This is a genomic window from Streptomyces sp. NPDC002566 (assembly GCF_042889585.1).
GTDB lineage: Bacteria > Actinomycetota > Actinomycetes > Streptomycetales > Streptomycetaceae > Streptomyces.
The window spans coordinates 430,811-452,588 of record NZ_JBIARD010000005.1; the positions used below are offsets into that span (position 1 = coordinate 430,811).

Consider the following 21,778-nt stretch of genomic DNA (forward strand, 5'->3'; position numbering starts at 1 on the left):
GCCCGATCCGGGCTTCTTTCGGACCCCCAGGCCCCCTGGAGCGTGTCGGCGTGAGCATCTCGCACCATCCGTGGTACGCACCGCACCCCGCGTACCCCGAGCACCCCGGCGCCGATCTGCACAGCGCGCAGACGCTGGCGTACGGCGTGTACGTGCCCCCCGGCCAGCAGGGCACGCCCGGCCTCTACGGGACGCCCGGCCTCTACGGGACGCCCGGCCTCTACGGGACGCCCGGCCTCTACGGGACGCCCGGCCTCTACGGGACGCCCGGCTTCTACGGGACGCCCGAGGTGTACGACGTCCCCTTCGACGTCCCGTACACCGACACCTACCGGCCCGGTTACGCGACGGCGGGCGAGTCGCCCACGCTCGTGGACTGGGCGGCGGCCGCCACGGCCGAGGCGCCCACCGTGACGCTCACCGGACCCCGCACCGAGCCGGAGGCCGGACGACGGGCGGGGCGGCGGCGCAGGGCGCGGACCCCTGAACGACTCGAGCGGCCCGACCGGGGCGAGCGCTCCGAGCGACCCGAGTCGGCGGTGCGCCGGCTGCTTCCTCAGGCGCTCGTCGTCGCGTTCCTCGCCGGCGGGACCGCCGCGTTCGTCGCCAAGGACAAGGCGGTCGAGCTGACCGTCGACGGCAAGCCGCGCACCCTGCACACCTTCGCCGACGACGTCACCGAGCTGCTGGCCGACCAGGGCGTGCCGCTGGGCGCGCACGACGTCGTCACGCCCGGCCCCGGCACGCCCCTCACCAGCGGCGACGAGATCGAGGTGCGCTACGGACGCCCCCTGCGGCTCACCCTGGACGGTGAGCGGCGCGAGGTGTGGACGACGGCGGACACGGTGGAGGGCGCGCTCCGGGAGATCGGGGTGCGCGCGGAGGGCGCGTACCTCTCCGTCGCGCGCACCCGGCGCATCGGGCACGGGGGACTCGCGCTGGACGTCCGCACCGAACGCGCCGTGACGATCCTCGCGGACGGCCGAGCCCGCACCGTCCGCACCAACGCGGCGACCGTCGGCGAGGCGGTCGAACAGGCCGGGATCACCCTGCGCGGTCAGGACGCCACCTCCGTGCCCTCCGGCAGCTTCCCCAGGGACGGGCAGACCGTCACCGTGCTGCGGATCACCGGCGCCGAGGAGGTGCGCGAGGAGGCGATCCCGTTCGCCGTGCGCCGCGCCGAGGACCCCTCCCTGTTCCGGGGCACGCAGGTCGTGGAGCAGCCCGGTCAGCCGGGGCTGCGGCGGATCACCTACGCCTTGCGGACCGTCAACGGCGTGCGGCAGAAGCCGAGGCGGATCAGGAGCGAGATCGTGCGCGAGCCCCGGGCGCGGCTGGTGAAGGTGGGCACGAAACCGCTGCCGGCGTCCGTGCGCGGCGCCGACGGCCTGAACTGGCGGGGCCTCGCGGCCTGCGAGTCCGGCGGCCGCGCCGACGCCGTGGACTCGTCCGGCACGTACGGCGGCCTCTACCAGTTCGACACCCGCACCTGGCACAGCCTCGGCGGCGCCGGCCGCCCCCAGGACGCCCCCGCGGCGGAGCAGACCTTCCGCGCGAAGAAGCTGTACGTCAGACGGGGCGCGGCCCCCTGGCCCCACTGCGGGACCAGGCTGGAGGGCTGAACCTGCGTGAGCCGTCGGGGCGCGGGGCGGCTCCCGGACGGCCGCGCCCGGCGGCCCCCGTACCCTTGTCCCGTGACCAGCCCCACCCCCGACGCCCTCCTGGGCCCCGCCGACATCCGCGAACTGGCGGCAGCCCTCGGCGTCCGCCCCACCAAGCAGCGCGGCCAGAACTTCGTCATCGACGCGAACACGGTCCGCCGTATCGTGCGCACCGCGGGCGTCCGCCCGGACGACGTGGTCGTGGAGGTGGGGCCGGGCCTGGGCTCGCTCACCCTCGCGCTGCTGGAGGCCGCCGACCACGTCACCGCCGTCGAGATCGACGACGTGCTGGCGAGCGCGCTGCCCGCGACGATCACCGCGCGCATGCCCGAGCGCGCAGGCCGCTTCGCGCTCGTCCACTCCGACGCCATGCACGTCGCCGAGCTTCCCGGCCCCGCCCCGACCGCGCTGGTCGCCAACCTGCCGTACAACGTGGCCGTTCCGGTGCTGCTGCACATGCTCGAGACCTTCCCGAGCATCGAGCGCACCCTCGTCATGGTCCAGTCGGAGGTCGCCGACCGCCTCGCCGCCGCCCCCGGCTCCAAGGTGTACGGGGTGCCGTCCGTGAAGGCCGCCTGGTACGCCGAGGTCAAGCGGGCCGGCGCCATCGGCCGCAACGTGTTCTGGCCCGCGCCGAACGTCGACAGCGGGCTGGTCTCCCTGGTCCGCCGGACCGAGCCGGTGAAGACCACGGCGTCCCGGCGCGAGGTCTTCGCCGTCGTCGACGCGGCCTTCGCGCAGCGCCGCAAGACGCTGCGGGCGGCGCTCGCCGGCTGGGCCGGTTCCCCCGCGGCCGCCGAGGCGGCGCTGGTCGCCGCCGGGGTGTCGCCGCAGGCCCGCGGGGAGTCGCTCACCGTGGAGGAGTTCGCCCGGATCGCGGAGAACAAGCGGGAGGACGCCGCGTGAGCGTCACCGTGCGCGTGCCCGCCAAGGTCAACGTGCAGCTCGCGGTGGGCGCCGCCCGCGCGGACGGCTTCCACGAGCTGGCGAACGTCTTCCTCGCGGTCGGCCTGTACGACGAGGTCACCGTCACCCCGGCCGACGAGCTCCGCGTGACCTGCGCGGGCCCGGACGCCGCCCAGGTCCCCCTGGACCGCACCAACCTGGCCGCGCGCGCGGCCCTCGCCCTCGCCGAGCGGTACGGCCGCGTCGCCGACGTGCACCTCCACATCGCCAAGGACATCCCCGTCGCCGGCGGCATGGCGGGCGGCAGCGCGGACGGCGCGGGCGCGCTGCTCGCCTGCGACGCGCTGTGGGGCACCGGCGCGAGCCGTGACGAACTCCTCGACATCTGCGCCGAGTTGGGAAGCGACGTGCCCTTCAGCCTGATCGGCGGGGCGGCACTGGGCACCGGGCGCGGCGAGAAGCTGACGCCGCTGGAGGTGGGCGGCACGTTCCACTGGGTGTTCGCGATCGCCGAGCGGGGGCTGTCGACGCCGGCGGTGTTCCGCGAGTTCGACCGGCTGGCGGAGGGGCGCGACATTCCCGAGCCGGCGGCCTCCCCGGACGTCCTGGCCGCCCTCGCCAAGGGCGACCCCGACGCGCTCGCGGCCGCCGTCACCAACGACCTCCAGCCCGCCGCCCTCTCCCTCTTCCCCGAACTGGCCGACACCCTCGCCGCAGGACGGGCGGCGGGCGCCCTGGCGGCCCTGGTCTCCGGCTCGGGCCCGACGACGGCCTTCCTGGCACGCGACCCGGGGTCCGCGGCAGCGGTGGCCGAGGCCCTGCGGACCTCCGGCACCTGCCGCACGGTGCGCGTGGCGACGTCACCGGCGGCGGGGGCGACGGTGCTCTGAGGGGGCCCTGCACAGGATTCCTGACCGGCTGTTCTCTCTGTGTCAGACGACTTCCTCGAAGCCCAGGTCTGTGGCCTCTTGCGCAGCTTGCCGAATGGCTCTGATGGTGAATTCGGAGCGTCTTCGCCGCAGCCAGGCGAGGGCGGACGTGGAGGGAACGAGGTCGACCACGTCGAGGTATCTGATGCCGGGGCGTGGAAAGTACTCCCGGGCGGCCGCCGGCAGGAAGCACATTGCTTCTCCGGCGGCCACCGTGTGCAGCAACGATTCCATGTCGGTGACCACCGGTCCATATCGAACACGGCTGCCGTCGGGACGGGGATCGACCGCCCAGAAGTCCCACCAGAGCCGCGGAACCTCCGCAGGCATGTCGACCACCGGGACGCCGGAGAGTTGAGCCAGGGTGAGCCGAGGCAGGATCGCCAGGGGATGCCCGGCGGAGAGACAGGCCACTCTCGGCTCGGTGGCCAGGTGGTGCAGTTCGATGTCGTCCGTCACCGGAGGACGGAGGAAGACCACATCGGCCTCTTGCTGCGCCAGCGCGGCCATGTGATCACCGAAGCCGAGGTTGACCAGTTGCACAGTCGTCCCGGGGTGACGATCCTGCAGCAGGCTGAGTACGGCACGGGTGTGCGCCATGGACGCCTCGGCTCCCATGGTTCCCACGACGAGCCGTCCACGGACCTGCCGCAACTGAGCGTCGGCGACACGCCGCAACCGGTCGACCGCCGCGACTGCCGCTCGGGCCTCGGGGAGCAATGCCTGCCCTGCCTCGGTCAGAGTGAGCGTCCGGCTCGTGCGCTCCACCACGCGTACCCCCAGACGCCTTTCCAGCTCTCGGATCTGCTGGCTCAACGCCGGTTGCGTCATGAACAAGCGCGCGGCGGCCCGCCCGAAATGGAGCTCCTCGCTCAGCGTGAGATAGAGCCGAAGCTGATGGATGCTCGGCTCCTTCGATACGGACGCCCCCACGGAGAAGCCCCCTTTTCCGCGCCCAACCTGCTGCGATAGCAAGCACGTTATCGATCACCAGCTATTCCGTGCCCTTGGTTCCCTGACATCCCTGTGCGGGCCGTGTGATAGTCGACGGCGTCACGATCAGCATGGCAGCAGCCCACCACCTCAGGGCAGGACAGGTGGCCGTCGTCACTGCGTGCTGAGCCGATTTCTGCCGGACGCCATGTCCCATCCAGGAACGGCACACGTGTCCCGGCCGGTACGGCCAGGGCACCCAAACGGGAGGAACCACCATGGGCATCTCACGACCACTGTCTGTCGTCATCGCGGCCTGCGCGGCTGTGGCGCTGAGCGCCGCCGCCGCGCCCGCATCCGCAACCGGCCCCCTCGGCATCGGCCGGGCCATCCACCCGCGGATCGACACCGGCCTGTATTCCGCCCCCGGCCTGAGCACACCGCGGACCGGAACCGCGAAGGCGGGTGACAACGTGGCAGGCATCTGCAGGACCACTGACAACCGTGGCAACCGCATGGTTCTCGGCATCGACCGGCCGGGACGCGACGGGGTCCAGTGGGCCAACACGGTCGGCTACATCTGGGACCTCGACATCCGTGAGAACACCGACGACCTGCCGGACTGCGGCACGGTGTGACGGGCCGTTCTCCTGGATCGGGTGAGTCGACCGGAGTCAGAGGTTGTCGATCTCCGTCAGGTCGATGTCGATGGGGTAGGGCTGGTCGAGCTTGATGCGATCGCCGTAGGAGCCCGTCTGCCGATACGAGCCCGTGTCGTCTGACAGCTCGAAGACCTCGATGGCCGGATGCCTGTTGGATCCGGTCATCTCGACCAGCCAGTAGTACCGGATGCCGGCCGCGGCGTACTTGTGCGTCTTGGTCAGCCGGTCGCGGGCTTCGGACTCGGGCGAGATCACCTCGACGGCGAGGATGACGTCCTCTGCCTCGAAGTATGTCTGGTCCGGGCCCTTCCTGGCGGCGGCCTTGATCACGGAGATGTCAGGCTCGGGCCCGTTACGCCGATCCAGCACCACCGTCATCTCGCGTGCGACCTTCAAATCGGGCGGCAGGGTGCGGCGCAGGCCGGTCACCAGCAGGTCGATGGCGGCGAAGTGGAACCAGCGCTGCGGGCTCACGAGGACCAGGCTCCCGTCGATCAACTCGGTGTGTGGCGGGAGATCCGGCAGTGTGAGCAGGTCGTCGACTGTGTAGCCGTCCAACGGGGGCATCCGCCATCCGGACTGCTCAGCGGGCTGGGCTGTCATGGTTCCTCCCATGGACAAGATCCTGGCGCCTGCCCTCCACGGTAGCGGCCGGATCCCGATCACGTCATCACAAAGAGTGACCAACACCTCGCGCCGCGTCGCTCACCTCGCAGGCCCTAGGCTAGAAGGCTGACCGACCCACACGCGCAGGAGTGAAATGGCCGTCAATCTCGTCAATGTCGAGAACGTCAGCAAGGTGTACGGCACCCGTGCCCTGCTCGACGGCGTCTCCCTCGGCGTCTCCGAAGGGGACCGCATCGGCGTGGTGGGCCGCAACGGCGACGGCAAGACCACCCTGATCCGGATGCTGGCCAAACTGGAGGAGGCCGACACCGGGCGCGTCACCCACTCGGGCGGCCTGCGGCTCGGGGTGCTGACGCAGCACGACTCCCTCGACCCCGCGGCCACCGTCCGGCACGAGGTCATCCGGGACCTGGCCGACCACGAGTGGGCGGGCAACGCCAAGATCAGGGACGTCCTCACCGGCCTCTTCGGCGGACTCGACCTCCCCGGCTTCCCGCAGGGCCTCGACACCGTCATCGGCCCGCTCTCCGGCGGCGAGCGCCGCCGTATCGCGCTCGCCAAGCTCCTCATCGAGGAGCAGGACCTGATCGTCCTCGACGAGCCCACCAACCACCTCGACGTCGAGGGCATCGCCTGGCTCGCCCGCCACCTGCGCGAGCGCCGCTCCGCGCTCGTCTGCGTCACCCACGACCGCTGGTTCCTCGACCAGGTCTGCACCCGCATGTGGGACGTCCAGCGCGGCGACGTCCACGAGTACGAGGGCGGCTACTCCGACTACGTCTTCGCGCGCGCCGAGCGCGAGCGGATCGCGGCGACGGAGGAGACCAAGCGGCAGAACCTGGTCCGCAAGGAGCTCGCCTGGCTGCGCCGCGGCGCCCCCGCCCGCACCTCCAAGCCGCGCTTCCGGGTCGAGGCGGCCAACGAGCTGATCAAGGACGTGCCGCCGCCGCGCGACAGCAGCGAGCTGATGAAGTTCGCCTCCTCGCGGCTCGGCAAGACGGTGTTCGACCTGGAGGATGTGACCGTCCAAGCCGGACCCAAGGTGCTGCTCAAGCACGTCACCTGGCAGCTCGGCCCCGGCGACCGCATCGGCCTCGTCGGCGTCAACGGCGCCGGGAAGACGTCCCTGCTGCGGGCCATGGCCGAGGCCGCCCGCACCGAGGGGGAGACGCAGCCCGCCGGCGGGCGGGTCGCCGTCGGCAAGACCGTCAGGCTCGCCTACCTCTCCCAGGAGGTCGGCGAACTCGACCCGAACCTGCGGGTGCTGGAGGCCGTCCAGCGCGTCCGTGAGCGCGTCGACCTCGGCAAGGGGCGCGAGATGACCGCAGGGCAGCTGTGCGAGACCTTCGGCTTCAGCAAGGAGAAGCAGTGGACGCCGGTGGGCGACCTCTCCGGAGGTGAGCGGCGGCGGCTCCAGCTCCTGCGGCTGCTGATGGACGAGCCCAACGTCCTCTTCCTCGACGAGCCCACCAACGACCTCGACATCGAGACGCTGACCCAGCTCGAGGACGTCCTCGACGGCTGGCCCGGCTCGATGATCGTCATCTCCCACGACCGCTTCTTCCTGGAGCGCACGACGGACCGGGTGTACGCCCTCCTCGGCGACGCCACCCTGCGGATGCTCCCGCGCGGCATCGACGAGTACCTGGAGCGCCGGCAGCGCATGGAGGAGGCCGTGGCCGCCACGGCGGCGCCCGTCGCCGCGAAGGCCGCCCCCGAGCGGAGCGCCGCCGACCAGCGCGCCGCGAAGAAGGAACTCCAGAAGATCGAGCGGCAGTTGGACAAGATCTCCGAGAAGGAGGCCAAGCTGCACGCCCAGATCGCCGACAACGCCACCGACTTCGGGAAGGTCGCCGAACTCGACGCGCAACTGCGGGAGCTGGGCGGCGAGCGGGAGGAACTGGAGCTCAAGTGGCTTGAGTTGGCCGAGGACGCGTAGAGGACTCCGAGGGGCCGCTTCGCTTCCGGCGGCTGCGCCCCGGCGTGAAACATCCGCCCGCCGGGCCCTGCACGCCCGGCGGGCGAGGACGGCGCGCGCGTCGCGTGAAGGGGGCGTGAAGGCGCGTAACGACGGCATCACGGCCCGGTCCTCCCTTGGGAACAGGGGTGGATACGGGCCCGTTCGCTGTCGGCGGCGGGTGATAGAAAGAGCCGTTCGAGAACTTTTTGAGTACGACTCTGGGTCCGTCACGAGCCTCAGGGCGTGGCTAAAAATCAGTGACGAGGGGGAGCACGCTGATGACTCAGCCGCCCAACCAACCGCCGCCGCAGGGCGGTTTCGGAGCACCGCAGGATCAGCCGCAGCCGCCGCACCCGCCGCAGGCAGGGCAGCCCGCTCCGGCGGGGGAGGCGCAACCGCCCGCCCAGAGCGGCGGGTTCGGCGCTCCGCAGGGCGGCGGGTTCGGGGCCCCGCAGGGTGGCGGACCAGGGGCGCCGCAGATGCCGGCCCAGCCGCCGCAGGCCCCGCCCGGTCCTCCGCAGCCGCAGCCCGGTTACGGCTACCCGCAGCAGCAACAGCCGGCGCAGCCGGGCCCCTACGGTCAGCCCAGCGGCCCCTACGGGACCCCGCCCGGGCCGTACGGGCAGCCGGGCGCCGCCCCTTACGGGCAGCCGGGCCCCGGCCCCTACGGTCAGCAGCCCGGCTACGGCGGCTACCCGCCCCCGCCGCAGTTCCCCGGCGCTCCGGGCGCGCCCGGCACCCCGCCGAACGGTTCGCGCGGCCCCTTCCGCAAGCCCGCCGTGGCCGTCGGCGCGGCGGTGGCGGCGCTCGCGGTGATCGGCGGCACGGTGTTCGTGGTCGCGAACGGGGACGACGGCAAGCAGGACAAGCCGCCGGTCGCAGGGCAGAGCAAGAGCGCCGGGCCGGCCGCGAGCGACAAGCCCGTCAACCCCGGCGACGGCAGCGGCGACGGCGGCGAGGAAGCCGACTTCAACGCGGACCGCAAGTCCGGCGAGGCGAAGGTGCTCTGGTACAAGGAGGCGCCCGACGCCCCCGCGTCCGGCGCCGAGGCCCCCGGCATGTGGATCACCTCCTCGACGGCGGTGAAGGCGGCCTACAAGGAGGTCGCCGGATACAACGTCACCGACGGCAAGCCGACCTGGCCGACCGTCGCGTTCCCGCAGAAGATCTGCGCCGTCACCCCGCAGAAGACGGCGGACGACAAGATCGTCGTCGCGTACATGAGCGGCACCAGCGACCGCGCCAAGTGCAACCAGCTCCAGCAGCTCGACCTGAAGACCGGCGCCAAGGGCTGGAACGGCGTGGTCGCGGACGGCGCGCTGTTCGACAGCGCGATCACCATCGAGCTGTCGGTCACGGGCAACACGCTGATGGTGGGCCGCTCGCAGTCGGGCACGGCGTACGACGTGCGCACCGGCAAGAAGATGTGGGACAAGACGAAGTACGGCGACGCCTGCTTCCCGACCGCCTTCGCGGGCGGCGGCAAGCTGATCTCCGTGGCGTCCTGCGACGCGACCGGAGCGAACGAGCACGACGAACTCCAGGAACTCGACCCGGCCACCGGCAAGGTCAAGTGGACGCAGAAGTTCGACAAGGGCTGGACGGTCGGGCGGACGTACTCCGTGGACCCGCTGGTCGTCTACAGCACCAACAAGGACAAGAACGCCTGGAACATCGCGTCGTTCAAGCCGGCCGGCGGCTTCCGTTCACAGGTCGCCTTCGACGAGGACTTCGCGCCCGAGTGCGGCTGGGCCCTCCTCCAGCGCAACCTCAGCGGCTGCGAGGGCACGGCCGCCGACGCCGGCACGCTCTACCTGCCGACCGAGGCGACCACCGGCCCGAACGAGATCGTCGCCATCGACCTCGCCACCGGCAAGGAGAAGTGGCGCGTCAAGTCGCCCACGGACGAGTCGATGCTGCCGCTGAAGGTGGAGGGCGGCAACCTCGTCGCCTACGTCGAGCCGTCCTACGACGCGGCGGGCAAGGTCGTGTCGATCCCGACGGCCGGCGCCGCCCACACGCCGTCCACGCTGCTCCAACTGCCCGAGAGCACCGTCGACCTGGAGGACAGCTTCTTCTCCCGTGACGTCGCCTGGACCGACGGCCGCTTCTACATCTCCTCCACGCGGCTGTCCGGCAAGGACGACGCGAAGGAGAAGCTGATGCTCGCGTACGGCAAGTGAGCCGTAAGGCCGCGGTGCGCGGCGCGGGCGTGCGGCGCGTCGGCGACGCGGGCTCTGCGGCCGTCGGAGGTGTCCTCGCCCAGGGAGGACGCCGGCTCCCGGGCGGCCCGGCGGGAGCCGACGCCCGGGGGCGGCCACCGTGCCGGCAGGGCGATCCGCTCGCGGCGGCTGCCCCTGCTTCGGCCGCCGTCACCGTCCGGACCCCGCCGATTCCGTAGTCCCACCAGCCCGTCGCCGGTCGACCCGGCCGTGTCCCCCTCTCCCGTTCCTGTCCCCGTCTTCACGAGTGCTTTCCGAGGTGCCCACGCCATGACCCAGCCGCCGAACCAGCCTCCGCACGGGGGAGCTTCCGACGCCCCCGAGGACCGGCCGCCACAGGAGGACGGTTCCGGGGTCGCGCCGCAGGACGCCTCCGGCGCGACCCCGGAACCGCAGGACGCACGCCCCGAGGGCGACGCCTCCGAGGACGCGGCCCCGCAGGACGCCCCGCCCAAGGGTGAGTTCGGTGCGCCCGAGCCGCCGCAGGACGCCGCGCCGCAGGGTGTCTTCGGTGCGCCCGAGCCGCCGCAGGACGCCGCGCCGCAGGGTGTCTTCGGTGCGCCCGAGCCGCCGCAGGCTGCGCAGCCCGCAGCCCGGCAGTCGCCGAGCCCGCAGCAGGATGCCCCGCCGCAAGGCGCTTTCGGCGCTCCGCAGCCCCCGCAGACGCCGCCCGCCGCGCCCCCGCAGGCACCGCAGACGCCGCCTGCCGCGCCCCCGCAGGGCGCCTTCGGCGCGCCTCAGCCGCCCGCGCCGCCTGCCGCGCCACCTGCTGCCCAGCCCGGGGGCCCGCAGCTCAGCAAGGACCCGCAGCCGGGGCACAATCACCCCGCGCCTTCCGCCGGTCAGGCGCCCCAGAGCCCGCCGGCCACGCATCCGCAGGCACCGCAGACGCCGCCCGCCGCGCCCCCGCAGGGCGCCTTCGGCGCGCCCCAGCCGCCCGCTGCCCAGCCCGGGGGCCCGCAGCTCAGCAAGGACCCGCAGCCGGGGCACAATCACCCCGCGCCTTCCGCCGGTCAGCCGCCCCAGAGCCCGCCGGCGGCGGCCCCCGGCCAGCCGCCCCAGGCGCCCCCGGCCGCCCCCCAGGCCACCCCGGCGCACCCCGCGCCCGCCTCCCCGCCGGCGGCGGCCGCCGCTGCCGTGTCTCAGCCGCCGCAGCCTCCGCCCGGTTACGGCTACCCGCAGGCTCCCTCGGGGCCCGGGTACGGCTATCCGGGGCAGCAGCCTCAGCCCCCTACGGGGCCCGGGTACGGCTATCCCGGGCAGCCGGGGCAGCCGGGCCCCTACGGGCAGCAGACCGCGTACGGGCAGCAGCCGGGATACGGCTACCCGGGCCAGCCGGGCGGGCAGCCCGGTTTCCCCGCCCAGGGATACCCGGGCCAGCCCACCGTGCCCATGTACCCCCAGCCGGCGGGAGGGGCCCGTAAGTCCAACGCGCAGCTGTGGATCATCGTCGCCGCCGTCGTCGCGATCGCGCTGATCGTCGGCGGGGGCGTCTGGTACGCGAACTCCGCCGACGGCGGCAAGAAGAACGAGACCGCGAGCACCGGCGGAACCGGCGGCAAGAGCGGCGAGAAGGGCGGCGGCACCGGCGGCACCTCCTCCGGCGGGTCCGAGAAGGCGCCCTCCGACCCGGCGTCGAAGCTGCTCTTCCAGATCCCCTCGCCGAAGGTCGCCAAGGACGACAGCGTCATCGTCTCGGGCTCGTGGCTGACGGAGAAGGCGTACGTGAAGTCCGGCGTCGCCGAGATCGTCGGCTACGACCCGGTCAAGGGCTCCAAGCTGTGGACCGTCAAGCTCCCCGGCCCGGTGTGCACGGCGAGCGAGCACGCCACCGACGACGGGAAGACGGCCGTCGTCTTCCAGCCGAAGATGCCCCCCAAGGACTCCTCCGCCGGCTGCAGCCAGGTCGCGGCGATCGACCTCGTCGCGGGCAAGCAGCTGTGGACGAAGACGGTCTCCTCCGGTGACTACCCGGTCACCTTCGACAACGTCACCGTCAGCGGACGCACGGTCGCCCTGGGCGCCACCGAGGGCGGCTCGGCCTTCGACATCGACAGCGGAAAGGCCCTGTGGGCCCCGAAGACGTCCGACACCTGCTACGACGCGGGCTACGGCGGCGGCGCGAAGCTGGTCGCCGTGCGCAAGTGCGGCACCTACGACGCCCGTCAGCTCCAGATCCAGACCATCGACCCGGCGTCCGGGAAGGTGATCTCGGAGTACAAGCTCGCGAAGGGCATCGAGTACGCCAGCGTCGTGTCGACGGAACCGCTGGTCGTGGCCGCCGACGTCGGCGACAGTGCCCAGGACGGCAGCGGCATCTCGGACTTCTTCTCCATCGACAACAAGACGGGCAAGCTGAAGACGCGGATCTCCGCGCCCGGCGAGCAGTTCGCGGCCCGCTGCGACGGCATCACCAGGGTCGAGCACTGCTCGGGCCTGGCCGTCGGCGCCGACCGCCTCTACCTCCCGACCGAGGAGCACGACGGCACCGGCGAGTACAGCCGCACCAACGAGATCGTCGCCTTCGACCTGAACACCGGCAAGCAGACCGGCCAGCGCGCCGACGCCGGCGACGGCTACGAGCTCACCCCGCTGCGCACGGACGGCGGCAACGTGATCGCGTACAAGAGCGCGCCGTACGACGAGGGCGGGCAGGTCGTCAGCATCGACGGCGGCTCGTTCAAGCAGACGACGCTGCTGCGCAACCCGGCGACGGAGAGCGTGCGGGACGCGGAGTCGAGCATGTCCCCGGAGTACTCCGAACTCATCTACTCCCAGGGACGGCTGTACATGTCCGCGGTGTACGCCGACGACGGCGGCTCCGGTGACGAGGAGTACCTGGTGCTGGCGTTCGGCGCCGCCGGATGACCGTCGCCGGCTGATCCCGCGGCCCGTTCGTCAACGGCCCCGCCTCCCTTCACTCGGAAGGGGGACGGGGCCGTTCGCGTACCGCTGATCACCGGCGCAGGAGGGGAATTCCGGCGATCCGGGGCAGTTCTCACGGTAGGGGGAGCGCGACGTCGAACAAGCGTGTAGCTTCCGGGAGGCATGAGGGGACGAGGTGCCGGGGGGCACCTTCTTTGGGGGGTTGCCCAATGGGAGTGCGGCTGATGGTGGTCGACGACCACCGACTGCTCGCGGAGGCGTTGGCCTCGGCGTTGAAACTGCGCGGGCACCGGGTGCTCGCCGCGGCGGCGCCGGCCGCGGGCGCGGCGGAGCTGGTGATCACGCGGGCGCCGGAGGTGTGCCTGCTGGGCACGGCGGCGCCGGCCGAGCCGGGCGTCTTCGACCCGGTGGTGCGGATCAAGCGGGAGCGGCCGCAGGTGGCCGTCCTGGTCCTCGGCCCGGTGCCGAGCCCGCGCGGCATCGCGGCGGCCTTCGCGGCCGGCGCCTCGGGGTACGTACGGCACGACGAGCGCATCGAGGGCGTGGAGCGGGCCATCATGAAGGCCCGGGCCGGCGAGGCGGCGGTGGCCCCCCAGCTCCTCCAGGGCGCCTTCGGCGAACTCCTCAACCCGGCGGCCCAGCCCGACGACGAGGGGCAGCGCCTGCTGCAGATGCTGACGCCCCGTGAGGTGGAGGTCCTGGTCCGGGTCGCCGAGGGCGAGGACACCCGGGTCATCGCGGCCGGCATGGGCATAGCGCCCTCCACGGCCCGCACCCACGTCCAGCGGGTCCTGATGAAGCTGGGCGTCGGCTCCCGGCTGGAGGCGGCGGCGCTCGCCGCCCGCACCGGTCTCCTGGACCGGGCTGGCCCCCTCCCGCACACCCGCGCCCACACCGAGACGCCCCCGGGAGCGTAGAGGGCTCCAGCTGCTGTGAGTTCGTCCGGTCGAGGCATTGGATCCCCCGGGTGGCGCGGCCTCGGTTGCCGGTGAGGGCTCCGCGTGTTGGGGTGCAAAAGGTGTGATCGTAGCATACGGTCATCAAGCGTGACGCTGCGTCACCCCCAGCATGCCACTCTCGGACGAAAAGGGATGTAATGCGCAACCTTCGGAAGGCCGCTCTGGTGGCCGCCATGATCGGCACCCTCGGCTTCGTCGGCACGAGCACCGCCTCCGCGGGCGAGGGTCGCAACGGCGACGAGCACAGCAAGCAGTGCGTCCAGGGCGCCGAGCAGGGCGACCCGAACTTCCAGATCGGGCTCCTCAACCTCAACCAGGTGCCGCTCCTGGGCGCGCTGTCGAAGCAGAACACGCTGCAGCAGACCTGCGTCGACGACGGCCTGGCCTTCACCGGCTCGAGGGAGGAGTCGCTCCAGGCGGGCAACGGCTACCTCGACCTCGGCCTCCTGCCCGTTCTCGGGGGCTGACGCCTGAAACCCCCGCAGCGCCGGGATCCGCCCCCGCGGACCCGGCGCTGCGCTGTGCCCGACGCCCCTCCCTCTATTCGCCCCGCGGAGCGCCTCCCCCCTCGTCCCCCAGTGCCTCCGGCGGCAGGGTCGGGGTCGGGTGGGACGCGGGGCGCAGCCAGAGCCAGGCCAGGAAGAAGAGGCCGAGGAGCAGCATGCCCAGGCCGGTCCAGAGGTTGATGTTGATTCCCTGGGCCTTGTCGATCTCCGCGTCCGTGTCGGTCAGGCCGGTGATCATGAGGATCACGCCGTAGAGGACGAACAGGCCGCCGATGATGCGGCGCAGGTCGAAGATGCGGGCCGCGGTCGCGGACTTCTCCTCCAGCTCGGTGACCTCCCGCTGGACGTCGGCCTCGGACCAGCCCGCCCGGCGCAGCCGCTCGGCTGCCGCGGCGCGCTCGTCGGGTTCATACTGCTCGGGTCGCTCGGACATGGTCTTTCCATCCTCCCGCGATCGGGGTCGGCGGGCTCAGAACGAGAACGGGATGTAGCAGACGGCGGCCAGGACGATCGCGCCCCAGCCCAGCAGCGCCGGCCTGCGGTACCAGGCGTCGTCGCCCTCGGCCGCCGGCTCGGCCATACCGGGGGAGCGGGTGCCGTAGACCAGGCCCTGGAGCTCCTCCTCCGGCTTGGGGGCGGTGAACAGCGACACGGCGAACATCACCACCGCGCCGGCCACGAAACCCGCGATCGCGGAGACGAAGTTGGCGCCCTGGTCGGAGGGGATGGAGACGACGTCCTGCTTGTAGAGGACGAAGTAGTTGACCATCGCGGCCGTCGTGCCGGCCAGCAGCCCCCAGAAGCCCGATTTCATCGACGCCCGCTTCCAGAACATGCCGACGATGAAGACGACGAACATCGGCACGTTGAAGAAGGAGAACAGCGTCTGGAGGTAGCTCATGATGTTGGAGAAGGACGAGGCCAGGAACGCCGTGCCGACCGACGCGAGCACGCCGATCGCGGTGATCAGCCGGCCGAAGCGGACGTAGTACCCGTCCTCCCGGCCCCGCACCACGTACTTCGCCCAGATGTCGGTGGTGAACACCGTGTTGAAGGACGACACGTTCGCCGCCATGCCCGCCATGAACGCGGCCAGCAGACCCGTCACGGCGATGCCCAGCACGCCGTTCGGCAGCAGCTGCTCCATCAGGTAGGGGATGGCGTCGTTGTACTGGAGGTCGGATTCGGCGGTGCCGATCCGCGGCACCAGGACCGCCGCCACCAGACCCGGGATCATCACCAGGAAGACGATGAAGATCTTCGGGTACGCGGCGATCAGCGGTGTGCGCTGCGCGGCGGACAGGTTGCGCGCGGACAGGGCGCGCTGCACCTCCGCGAAGTTCGTCGTCCAGTAGCCGAACGACAGCACGAAGCCGAGGCCCAGCACGATCGTCAGCCAGTTCGCGCCCAGCGGGTTGTCGCTGCCGATGCCGGTGCCGCCCCAGGCGGTCACGAAGTCACCCCCGCGGCTCGCCGTCAGCTTGTCCGTCAGACCGCCCCAGCCGCCCACCTTCCGCAGGCCCAGCACCGTCAGCGGGATCAGCGCGGCCAGGATCACGAAGAACTGGAGCACCTCGTTGTAGATCGCTGAGGACAGACCGCCCAGCGTGATGTACGCCAGCACGAAGAAGCCCGCGACCACGATGGCCACCCACTGCGGCCAGCCCAGCAGCGCCTCGACGACGATCGCGAGCGCGTACAGGTTCACGCCCGAGATCAGGATCGCGGCGAAGGCGAACAGCGCCGAGCTCAGCAGATGCGCCGACCGGTCGAAGCGCAGCAGCAGGAACTCGGGGACCGAGCGGACCTTGGAGCCGTAGTAGAACGGCATCATCACCAGGCCGAGGAACACCATGGCCGGGATGGCGCCGATCCAGTACCAGTGGACGGTGTACGCGCCGTACTGGGCGCTGTTGGCCGCCATGCCGAGGATCTCCGTGGCCGCCAGGTTGGCCGAGACGAACGCCAGGCCGGTGATCCAGGCGGGCAGGGAGCGGCCCGAGAGGAAGAAGTCGAGGCTGGTCTTCACGGAGCGGCGGGCCGCGAAGCCGATGCCGAGGACGACGACGAAGTAGATGCCGAGGATCGTGTAGTCGAGCCAGTTGGTGGGGAGCCGCAGCTCCGCCGCCAGCGGCACGGCCGCCGGATGCGCCGGATACATGGGGATAGGCATGCACTGCTCGCTTCGGTCGGGGTGCTCTGCGCGGTCGTGATGGTGACGCGCATGGGGGATTGTGGTTTGATGTGTTCGGTTCTGTTTGAAGCTTTGTTCGGTAGGGATGGAGAGTCGCGGTGAAGAAGACCTCGACCCGCTTGGCCGACGGTCGTGAGCTCATCTACTACGACCTGCGGGACGATGCGGTGCGCGACGCGGTGGACCGCCGCCCCCTGGAGCGCACCGTCACCACTTCGGAGGTACGCCGGGACCCGCTCCTCGGCGACGCGGTCGCCGTCGCCTCCCACCGGCAGGGCCGCACCTACCATCCGCCGGCCGACGAATGCCCCCTGTGCCCGTCCCAGGGCGAACGGCTGAGCGAGATCCCCGACTCGTCGTACGACGTCGTCGTGTTCGAGAACCGCTTCCCCTCGCTGGCCGGCGACTCCGGGCGCTGCGAGGTGGTCTGCTTCACCTCCGACCACGAGGCCTCCTTCGCCGACCTCACCGAGGAGCAAGCGCGGCTGGTGCTCGACGCCTGGACGGACCGGACGTCGGAACTGTCGCACCTGCCGTCGGTGGAGCAGGTCTTCTGCTTCGAGAACCGGGGCGCCGAGATCGGCGTCACCCTCGGCCACCCGCACGGGCAGATCTACGCCTACCCCTTCACCACCCCCCGCACCGCCCTGATGCTGCGCCAGGCCGCCGCCCACAAGGACGCCACCGGCGGGGAGAACCTCTTCGACGCCGTCCTGGAGCGCGAACTCGCCGAAGAGCGGGTGGTCCTGGCCACCGAACACTGGGTTGCCTTCGTGCCCTACGCGGCGCACTGGCCGTACGAGGTGCACCTCTACCCCCGACGGCGCGTCCCCGACCTGCTCGGCCTCGACGAGGCGGCGCGCACGGAGTTCCCCGAGGTCTATCTGGAACTGTTGAGGCGCTTCGACCGGATCTTCGGCCCGGGTGAGCCTCCGACGCCGTACATCGCCGCCTGGCACCAGGCGCCGTTCGGCCAGCTGGAGGAGTTCGACGGGGTCAGCCGCGACGACTTCGCCCTGCACCTGGAGCTTTTCACCATCCGCCGTACGTCCGGCAAACTGAAGTTCCTCGCGGGCTCCGAGTCCGGCATGGGCGTGTTCATCAACGACGTGCCCCCGGAGCGCGCGGCCGAGCGACTGCGAGAGGTAGCGAGTTCATGAGCGGCAAGTATCTGGTCACGGGCGGCGCGGGGTACGTGGGCAGCGTCGTCGCCCAGCACCTGCTGGAGGCGGGTCACGAGGTCGTCGTCCTCGACAACCTCTCCACCGGTTTCCGTGAGGGTGTCCCGGCCGGCGCCGACTTCGTCGAGGGCGACATCCGCGACGCCGCCAAGTGGCTCGACGCCTCCTTCGACGCGGTCCTGCACTTCGCCGCGTTCTCGCAGGTCGGCGAGTCGGTCGCCAAGCCCGAGAAGTACTGGGACAACAACGTCGGCGGGACCATGGCCCTGCTCGGCGCGATGCGCGAGGCCGGCGTGCGCAAGCTGGTCTTCTCCTCCACGGCCGCGACCTACGGCGAGCCCGAGCAGGTCCCGATCGTCGAGACCGCGCCCACCAGGCCCACCAACCCCTACGGCGCGTCCAAGCTCGCCGTCGACCACATGATCAGCGGCGAGGCGGCCGCCCACGGCCTCGGCGCGGTGTCCCTGCGCTACTTCAACGTGGCCGGCGCGTACGGCGCCCAGGGCGAGCGGCACGAGCCCGAGTCGCACCTCATCCCCCTGGTCCTCCAGGTCGCCCAGGGCAAGCGGGACGCGATCTCCGTCTACGGCGACGACTACCCGACCCCCGACGGCACCTGCGTCCGCGACTACATCCACGTCGCCGACCTCGCCGAGGCCCACCTCCTCGCGCTGAAGGCCGCCGAGCCCGGCGAGCACCTCGTCTGCAACCTCGGCAACGGCAACGGCTTCTCCGTGCGCGAGGTCGTCGAGACCGTCCGCAAGGTCACCGGCCACCCGATCCCCGAGATCGTGGCCCCCCGCCGCGGCGGCGACCCCGCCGTCCTGGTCGCCTCCGCGGACGCCGCCCGCGAGCGGCTCGGCTGGACCCCGTCCCGCGCGGACCTCGCGGGGATCGTCGCGGACGCGTGGGCGTTCGCCCAGCACATCGCGGCCGGCGGCACGCCGGCCGGCGCGAAGGAGCAGTAGTGGGGGCACAGCAGGTCCGGGACGGTTTCGCCGAGCTGTACGGCGCTGAGCCCGAGGGCGTCTGGGCGGCGCCCGGCCGCGTCAACCTCATCGGTGAGCACACCGACTACAACGACGGCTTCGTGATGCCCTTCGCGCTGCCGCACACCGCGCTGGCCGCGGTCTCGCGCCGTGACGACGGCCGGCTCAGGCTGCACTCCGCGGACGTCGAGGGCGGCGTCGTGGAGCTGGGCCTGGACGAGCTGGCCCCGCAGTCGGACACACGCTGGACGGCCTACCCGGCCGGTGTGGTCTGGGCCCTGCGCGAGGCCGGCCACGCCGTCACCGGCGCCGACGTCCACCTGACCTCGACCGTCCCCTCGGGCGCGGGCCTGTCGTCCTCGGCGGCCCTGGAGGTCGTCGTCGCCCTCGCCCTGAACGACCTGTACGACCTCGGGCTCCAGCGCTGGCAGCTCGCCCGGCTGTGCCAGCGCGCCGAGAACGTCTACGTCGGCGCGCCCACCGGGATCATGGACCAGACCGCGTCCGCCTGCTGCGAGGCCGGCCACGCCCTGTTCCTCGACACCCGGGACCTCTCCCAGCGGCAGATCCCCTTCGACCTCGCCGCCGAGGGCATGCGCCTGCTCGTCGTCGACACGCAGGTCAAGCACGCCCACAGCGACGGCGAATACGGCAAGCGCCGGGCCGGCTGCGAGAAGGGCGCTGCCCTGCTGGGCGTCGACGCCCTGCGGGACGTCCCCTACGGCGAGCTCGACGCGGCGCTGGACCGGCTGGGCGACGAGGAGGAGGTCCGCCGCCTGGTGCGGCACGTCGTCACCGAGGACCAGCGGGTGGAGCGGGTCGTCTCGCTGCTCCGGTCGGGCGACACGCGGGCGATCGGCCCGGTGCTGACCGAGGGGCACGCCTCGCTGCGGGACGACTTCCGCATCTCCTGCCCCGAGCTGGACCTGGTCGTCGACACCGCGCTCGCCTCGGGCGCGCTCGGCGCGCGGATGACCGGCGGCGGCTTCGGCGGCTCGGCGATCGTGCTGGCCGAGGCGGCCGACGTGGAGACCATCACCAAGGCGGTCGGCGAGGCGTTCGCCGCCGCGGACTTCACCGCGCCGCGCGTGTTCGAGGCGGTCCCGGCGGCGGGGGCCACGCGACTCGCCTGAACCACGCCCGCGTACGGCGAAGGGCCGGGACCCCGCAAGGGCTCCCGGCCCTTCGCCGTGTCCCGGTCTCAGGCCAGCCGTTTGGTCAGCGTGTACTCCGTGACGCCCGGCGGATAGTCCTCGATCACGCACACCACCTCGTACCCGCGCCGCCGGTAGAACCCCGGCGCCTGGAAGTCCCAGGTCTCCAGCCGCGCCCGGCGGCAGCCGCGCTCCTCGCGGGCGACGCGCTCCGCCTCCTTCAGCAGGGCGCTGCCGAGTCCGGAGCCGCGGTGCCGGGCGTCGACCCAGAGGTGGGCGATGTGCAGCCAGGTCGTCCAGGTGTGGCCGACGACGCCGCCCGCCAGCTCGCCGCCGCCGTCCACCGCCCACACGTGCAGCGGCGCCTCCCGCTCGCCCGGGGTGCCGCGCAGCGCCCGCAGGACGGGGGAGGCCGCCGTGTCCGTCTCGCGGAGCCGGGAACGGAGCAGATCACGGCGTGTCCTGTCGACTTCTGTCTCAAGGCGGAACATGCGGCACACCATAAACGCGGCGGCCAACCAGTTCTGTCATTTGTCTTCCGCTGTTCGCCCGCGGCCCTACCCTGTGAGACAGCGCCGGTGGGGGCCGGCGCCGATCAGGGGGCGAGACAGTCGGGTACGACGCTCGCGGTGGGGGTATCGATGTCGGCACGGCGGCGGCCGTGCCGACGCGCACCACCTCGCGGGCGCCGTGCCCGCGCCGGTCGTCGTTCTCCGGACCTGGGGTATCCCCTGCTCCGCGAGGAGTGTGGGGAAGGGGGTTTCGTGGTTCGTATCCGAGTCCTGGTCGTCGACGACCACCGTATCTTCGCCGAGTCGCTCGCCGCGGCCCTGGCCGCCGAGCCCGACGTCGACGTCTCGGCGGCCGGCAGCGGCCCGGCGGCGCTGCGCAGCATGGAGCGCGCGGCCGCCGAGGGCCGCCGGTACGACGTGCTGCTCGTCGACGCCGACCTGGGCGGCCACCTGCCGGGCATGCGGCCGGCGGTACCGGTGCAGGACGGCGACGAGGACGGGCTCGTCGACGGGATCTCCCTCGTCGCCGGTGTCCGCTCCGCGCAGCCGGCCGTACGGATCGTCGTCCTCGCCGAGAAGGACGACCCGCGGCGCGCGGCCCTCGCCCTGCAGGCCGGGGCGTCGGGGTGGGTGGCCAAGGACTGCTCGCTGTCGCGGCTGCTCAGCGTGATCCGCGGAGTGCTGCGCGAGGAGACGCATCTGCCGCCGGCGCTGCTGACGGGCGTACTGCGGGAGCTGACGGCGGCGCGCCGGCACCGCACGGAGAGCGAGCGGCTGGTGGAGTCCCTCACGCCGAGGGAGCGGGAGGTGCTGCGCTGCATGGTGGCGGGCCTGGGCCGCAAGGCCGTCGCCGAGCGGCTGTTCCTCTCCCCGCACACGGTCCGCACCCATATGCAGAACGTCCTCGGCAAGCTGGGCGTCCACTCCACCCTGGCCGCCGTCGCCCTGGCCCGCCGGGCGGGAGTGGGACCCGCCGACCTGGGGGCCGCCGGCCGGCCCCTAGCCGGGGATGTTGTCGAACGGGGCGGTCAACTGGCGTAGGAGACCGGCGAGTTCACCGCGCTGGGCGTGGGACAGCTCGGCGAGGATCGCCCGCTCCTGGGCGAGCAGGCCGGCCAGCGCCTGGTCGGCGCGGTCCTTGCCGTCGTCCGTGAGCCGGACCAGGACGCCGCGCCGGTCGCTCGGGTCGGGCAGCCGCTCCACCAGGCCCTTCTTGGCGAGCCGGTCGATCCGGTTCGTCATCGTGCCCGAGGTGACCAGCGTCTGCGTCAGCAACTGGCCGGGCGAGAGCTGGTACGGGGCGCCCGCGCGCCTGAGCGCGGTCAGCACGTCGAACTCCCAGGGCTCCAGCTGGTGCTCGGAGAACGCCAGACGGCGCGCCCGGTCCAGGTGACGGGCCAGCCGGCTCACCCGGCTGAGCACCTCGAGCGGCTCCACGTCGAGGTCCGGGCGCTCGCGGCGCCACGCTGAGACCAGTCGATCGACCTCGTCCTCCAT

At 72.3% G+C, this 21,778-nt stretch carries 18 protein-coding genes and 1 pseudogene; 13 read left to right on the forward strand and 6 right to left on the reverse strand.

Translation table 11 applies throughout. The features are described 5' to 3' along the window. The first annotated feature begins 50 nt into the window (after positions 1 to 50). The 3 genes from ACFYXA_RS23510 to ACFYXA_RS23520 all read left to right on the forward strand — a co-directional run bounded on the left by ACFYXA_RS23510 (position 51) and on the right by ACFYXA_RS23520 (position 3,457). A complete protein-coding gene (locus ACFYXA_RS23510; protein WP_389035940.1) occupies positions 51 to 1,622 on the forward strand; it encodes a ubiquitin-like domain-containing protein in 1,572 nt (523 codons plus the stop codon). Between the two features lie 72 nt (positions 1,623 to 1,694). Continuing rightward, positions 1,695 to 2,567, forward strand: coding sequence for a 16S rRNA (adenine(1518)-N(6)/adenine(1519)-N(6))-dimethyltransferase RsmA (gene rsmA, locus ACFYXA_RS23515; protein WP_351340490.1), 873 nt, complete (start codon positions 1,695 to 1,697; stop codon positions 2,565 to 2,567). Continuing rightward, positions 2,564 to 3,457 carry a 4-(cytidine 5'-diphospho)-2-C-methyl-D-erythritol kinase gene (locus tag ACFYXA_RS23520; RefSeq protein WP_389035944.1) on the forward strand — a complete coding sequence of 298 codons (894 nt, stop codon included), beginning with the start codon at positions 2,564 to 2,566 and terminating at the stop codon, positions 3,455 to 3,457. The genes rsmA and ACFYXA_RS23520 overlap by 4 nt, the downstream gene beginning before the upstream one ends. Positions 3,458 to 3,499: 42 nt before the next feature. Here ACFYXA_RS23520 and ACFYXA_RS23525 read toward each other — a convergent pair whose 3' ends face one another. Beyond that, complete coding sequence (locus ACFYXA_RS23525; protein WP_352246369.1) at positions 3,500 to 4,429, reverse strand: LysR family transcriptional regulator; 930 nt, start codon at positions 4,427 to 4,429, stop codon at positions 3,500 to 3,502. 278 nt (positions 4,430 to 4,707) lie between these two features. Here ACFYXA_RS23525 and ACFYXA_RS23530 point away from each other — a divergent pair, with 278 nt between their 5' ends. Continuing rightward, positions 4,708 to 5,067: a hypothetical protein gene (locus ACFYXA_RS23530; protein ID WP_389035947.1), complete on the forward strand. Its 360-nt coding sequence runs from the start codon at positions 4,708 to 4,710 to the stop codon at positions 5,065 to 5,067. Between the two features lie 36 nt (positions 5,068 to 5,103). On the opposite strand, the gene ACFYXA_RS23535 is transcribed toward ACFYXA_RS23530, so the two are convergent. Beyond that, positions 5,104 to 5,694 (reverse strand): Uma2 family endonuclease, encoded by a 591-nt coding sequence (locus ACFYXA_RS23535; RefSeq protein ID WP_389035950.1) that lies wholly within the window; start codon positions 5,692 to 5,694, stop codon positions 5,104 to 5,106. A gap of 157 nt (positions 5,695 to 5,851) precedes the next feature. Between ACFYXA_RS23535 and ACFYXA_RS23540 the strand changes: the two genes are divergently transcribed. From ACFYXA_RS23540 to ACFYXA_RS23560, 5 genes and pseudogenes are all read left to right on the forward strand, one after another. Continuing rightward, a complete protein-coding gene (locus tag ACFYXA_RS23540; protein WP_352246366.1) occupies positions 5,852 to 7,657 on the forward strand; it encodes an ABC-F family ATP-binding cassette domain-containing protein in 1,806 nt (601 codons plus the stop codon). A 299-nt stretch (positions 7,658 to 7,956) separates the two neighbouring features. Next, positions 7,957 to 9,861 (forward strand): PQQ-binding-like beta-propeller repeat protein, encoded by a 1,905-nt coding sequence (locus tag ACFYXA_RS23545; RefSeq protein ID WP_389035953.1) that lies wholly within the window; start codon positions 7,957 to 7,959, stop codon positions 9,859 to 9,861. Positions 9,862 to 10,770: 909 nt separating this feature from the next. After that, positions 10,771 to 12,768 (forward strand): annotated as a pseudogene (locus ACFYXA_RS23550) (PQQ-binding-like beta-propeller repeat protein); the annotation flags it as partial. 227 nt (positions 12,769 to 12,995) lie between these two features. Next, positions 12,996 to 13,703: a response regulator transcription factor gene (locus tag ACFYXA_RS23555; RefSeq protein WP_352247787.1), complete on the forward strand. Its 708-nt coding sequence runs from the start codon at positions 12,996 to 12,998 to the stop codon at positions 13,701 to 13,703. Between the two features lie 179 nt (positions 13,704 to 13,882). Continuing rightward, positions 13,883 to 14,212 (forward strand): hypothetical protein, encoded by a 330-nt coding sequence (locus tag ACFYXA_RS23560; protein WP_352247786.1) that lies wholly within the window; start codon positions 13,883 to 13,885, stop codon positions 14,210 to 14,212. A gap of 73 nt (positions 14,213 to 14,285) precedes the next feature. Here the strand turns inward: ACFYXA_RS23560 and ACFYXA_RS23565 are convergent, their stop codons facing one another. Both ACFYXA_RS23565 and ACFYXA_RS23570 read right to left on the reverse strand, forming a co-directional pair. Continuing rightward, entirely contained in the window at positions 14,286 to 14,684 is a 399-nt protein-coding gene (locus ACFYXA_RS23565) for a hypothetical protein (protein ID WP_389035957.1), read from the reverse strand. A gap of 36 nt (positions 14,685 to 14,720) precedes the next feature. Continuing rightward, a complete protein-coding gene (locus ACFYXA_RS23570) occupies positions 14,721 to 16,424 on the reverse strand; it encodes a sodium:solute symporter family protein (RefSeq protein WP_389035960.1) in 1,704 nt (567 codons plus the stop codon). 119 nt (positions 16,425 to 16,543) lie between these two features. On the opposite strand from ACFYXA_RS23570, the gene galT reads away from it, so the two are divergent. The 3 genes from galT to galK are packed head-to-tail and all read left to right on the forward strand — an operon-like array spanning position 16,544 to position 19,748. Then, positions 16,544 to 17,605: a galactose-1-phosphate uridylyltransferase gene (galT, locus tag ACFYXA_RS23575; RefSeq protein WP_389035963.1), complete on the forward strand. Its 1,062-nt coding sequence runs from the start codon at positions 16,544 to 16,546 to the stop codon at positions 17,603 to 17,605. Continuing rightward, complete coding sequence (galE, locus tag ACFYXA_RS23580) at positions 17,602 to 18,594, forward strand: UDP-glucose 4-epimerase GalE (protein ID WP_351099948.1); 993 nt, start codon at positions 17,602 to 17,604, stop codon at positions 18,592 to 18,594. Before galT ends, galE begins: the two co-directional genes overlap by 4 nt. Beyond that, positions 18,594 to 19,748: a galactokinase gene (gene galK / locus ACFYXA_RS23585; RefSeq protein WP_389035967.1), complete on the forward strand. Its 1,155-nt coding sequence runs from the start codon at positions 18,594 to 18,596 to the stop codon at positions 19,746 to 19,748. Before galE ends, galK begins: the two co-directional genes overlap by 1 nt. Before the next feature lie 68 nt (positions 19,749 to 19,816). Here galK and ACFYXA_RS23590 read toward each other — a convergent pair whose 3' ends face one another. Continuing rightward, positions 19,817 to 20,272: a GNAT family N-acetyltransferase gene (locus ACFYXA_RS23590; protein ID WP_389036199.1), complete on the reverse strand. Its 456-nt coding sequence runs from the start codon at positions 20,270 to 20,272 to the stop codon at positions 19,817 to 19,819. Positions 20,273 to 20,533: 261 nt separating this feature from the next. Here ACFYXA_RS23590 and ACFYXA_RS23595 point away from each other — a divergent pair, with 261 nt between their 5' ends. Continuing rightward, the gene (locus tag ACFYXA_RS23595) at positions 20,534 to 21,322 is read left to right on the forward strand and encodes a response regulator transcription factor (RefSeq protein WP_352247782.1); all 789 of its coding nucleotides are present in this window, start codon (positions 20,534 to 20,536) and stop codon (positions 21,320 to 21,322) included. On the opposite strand, the gene ACFYXA_RS23600 is transcribed toward ACFYXA_RS23595, so the two are convergent. Beyond that, on the reverse strand, positions 21,281 to 21,778 hold the full coding sequence (locus ACFYXA_RS23600; protein WP_130442390.1) for a MarR family winged helix-turn-helix transcriptional regulator: 498 nt from the start codon (positions 21,776 to 21,778) through the stop codon (positions 21,281 to 21,283). The genes ACFYXA_RS23595 and ACFYXA_RS23600 overlap by 42 nt on opposite strands.

Excerpts from the sequence above, each read along its gene's own strand:
- ACFYXA_RS23530 (WP_389035947.1), top strand. The coding sequence starts at position 4,708 with ATGGGCATCTCACGACCACTGTCTGTCGTCATCGCGGCCTGCGCGGCT.
- ACFYXA_RS23535 (WP_389035950.1), bottom strand. The coding sequence starts at position 5,694 with ATGACAGCCCAGCCCGCTGAGCAGTCCGGATGGCGGATGCCCCCGTTG.
- ACFYXA_RS23540 (WP_352246366.1), top strand. The coding sequence starts at position 5,852 with ATGGCCGTCAATCTCGTCAATGTCGAGAACGTCAGCAAGGTGTACGGC.
- ACFYXA_RS23545 (WP_389035953.1), top strand. The coding sequence starts at position 7,957 with ATGACTCAGCCGCCCAACCAACCGCCGCCGCAGGGCGGTTTCGGAGCA.
- ACFYXA_RS23555 (WP_352247787.1), top strand. The coding sequence starts at position 12,996 with ATGGGAGTGCGGCTGATGGTGGTCGACGACCACCGACTGCTCGCGGAG.
- ACFYXA_RS23560 (WP_352247786.1), top strand. The coding sequence starts at position 13,883 with ATGCGCAACCTTCGGAAGGCCGCTCTGGTGGCCGCCATGATCGGCACC.
- ACFYXA_RS23565 (WP_389035957.1), bottom strand. The coding sequence starts at position 14,684 with ATGTCCGAGCGACCCGAGCAGTATGAACCCGACGAGCGCGCCGCGGCA.
- ACFYXA_RS23570 (WP_389035960.1), bottom strand. The coding sequence starts at position 16,424 with ATGCCTATCCCCATGTATCCGGCGCATCCGGCGGCCGTGCCGCTGGCG.
- galE (WP_351099948.1), top strand. The coding sequence starts at position 17,602 with ATGAGCGGCAAGTATCTGGTCACGGGCGGCGCGGGGTACGTGGGCAGC.
- ACFYXA_RS23590 (WP_389036199.1), bottom strand. The coding sequence starts at position 20,272 with ATGGTGTGCCGCATGTTCCGCCTTGAGACAGAAGTCGACAGGACACGC.
- ACFYXA_RS23600 (WP_130442390.1), bottom strand. The coding sequence starts at position 21,778 with ATGGAGGACGAGGTCGATCGACTGGTCTCAGCGTGGCGCCGCGAGCGC.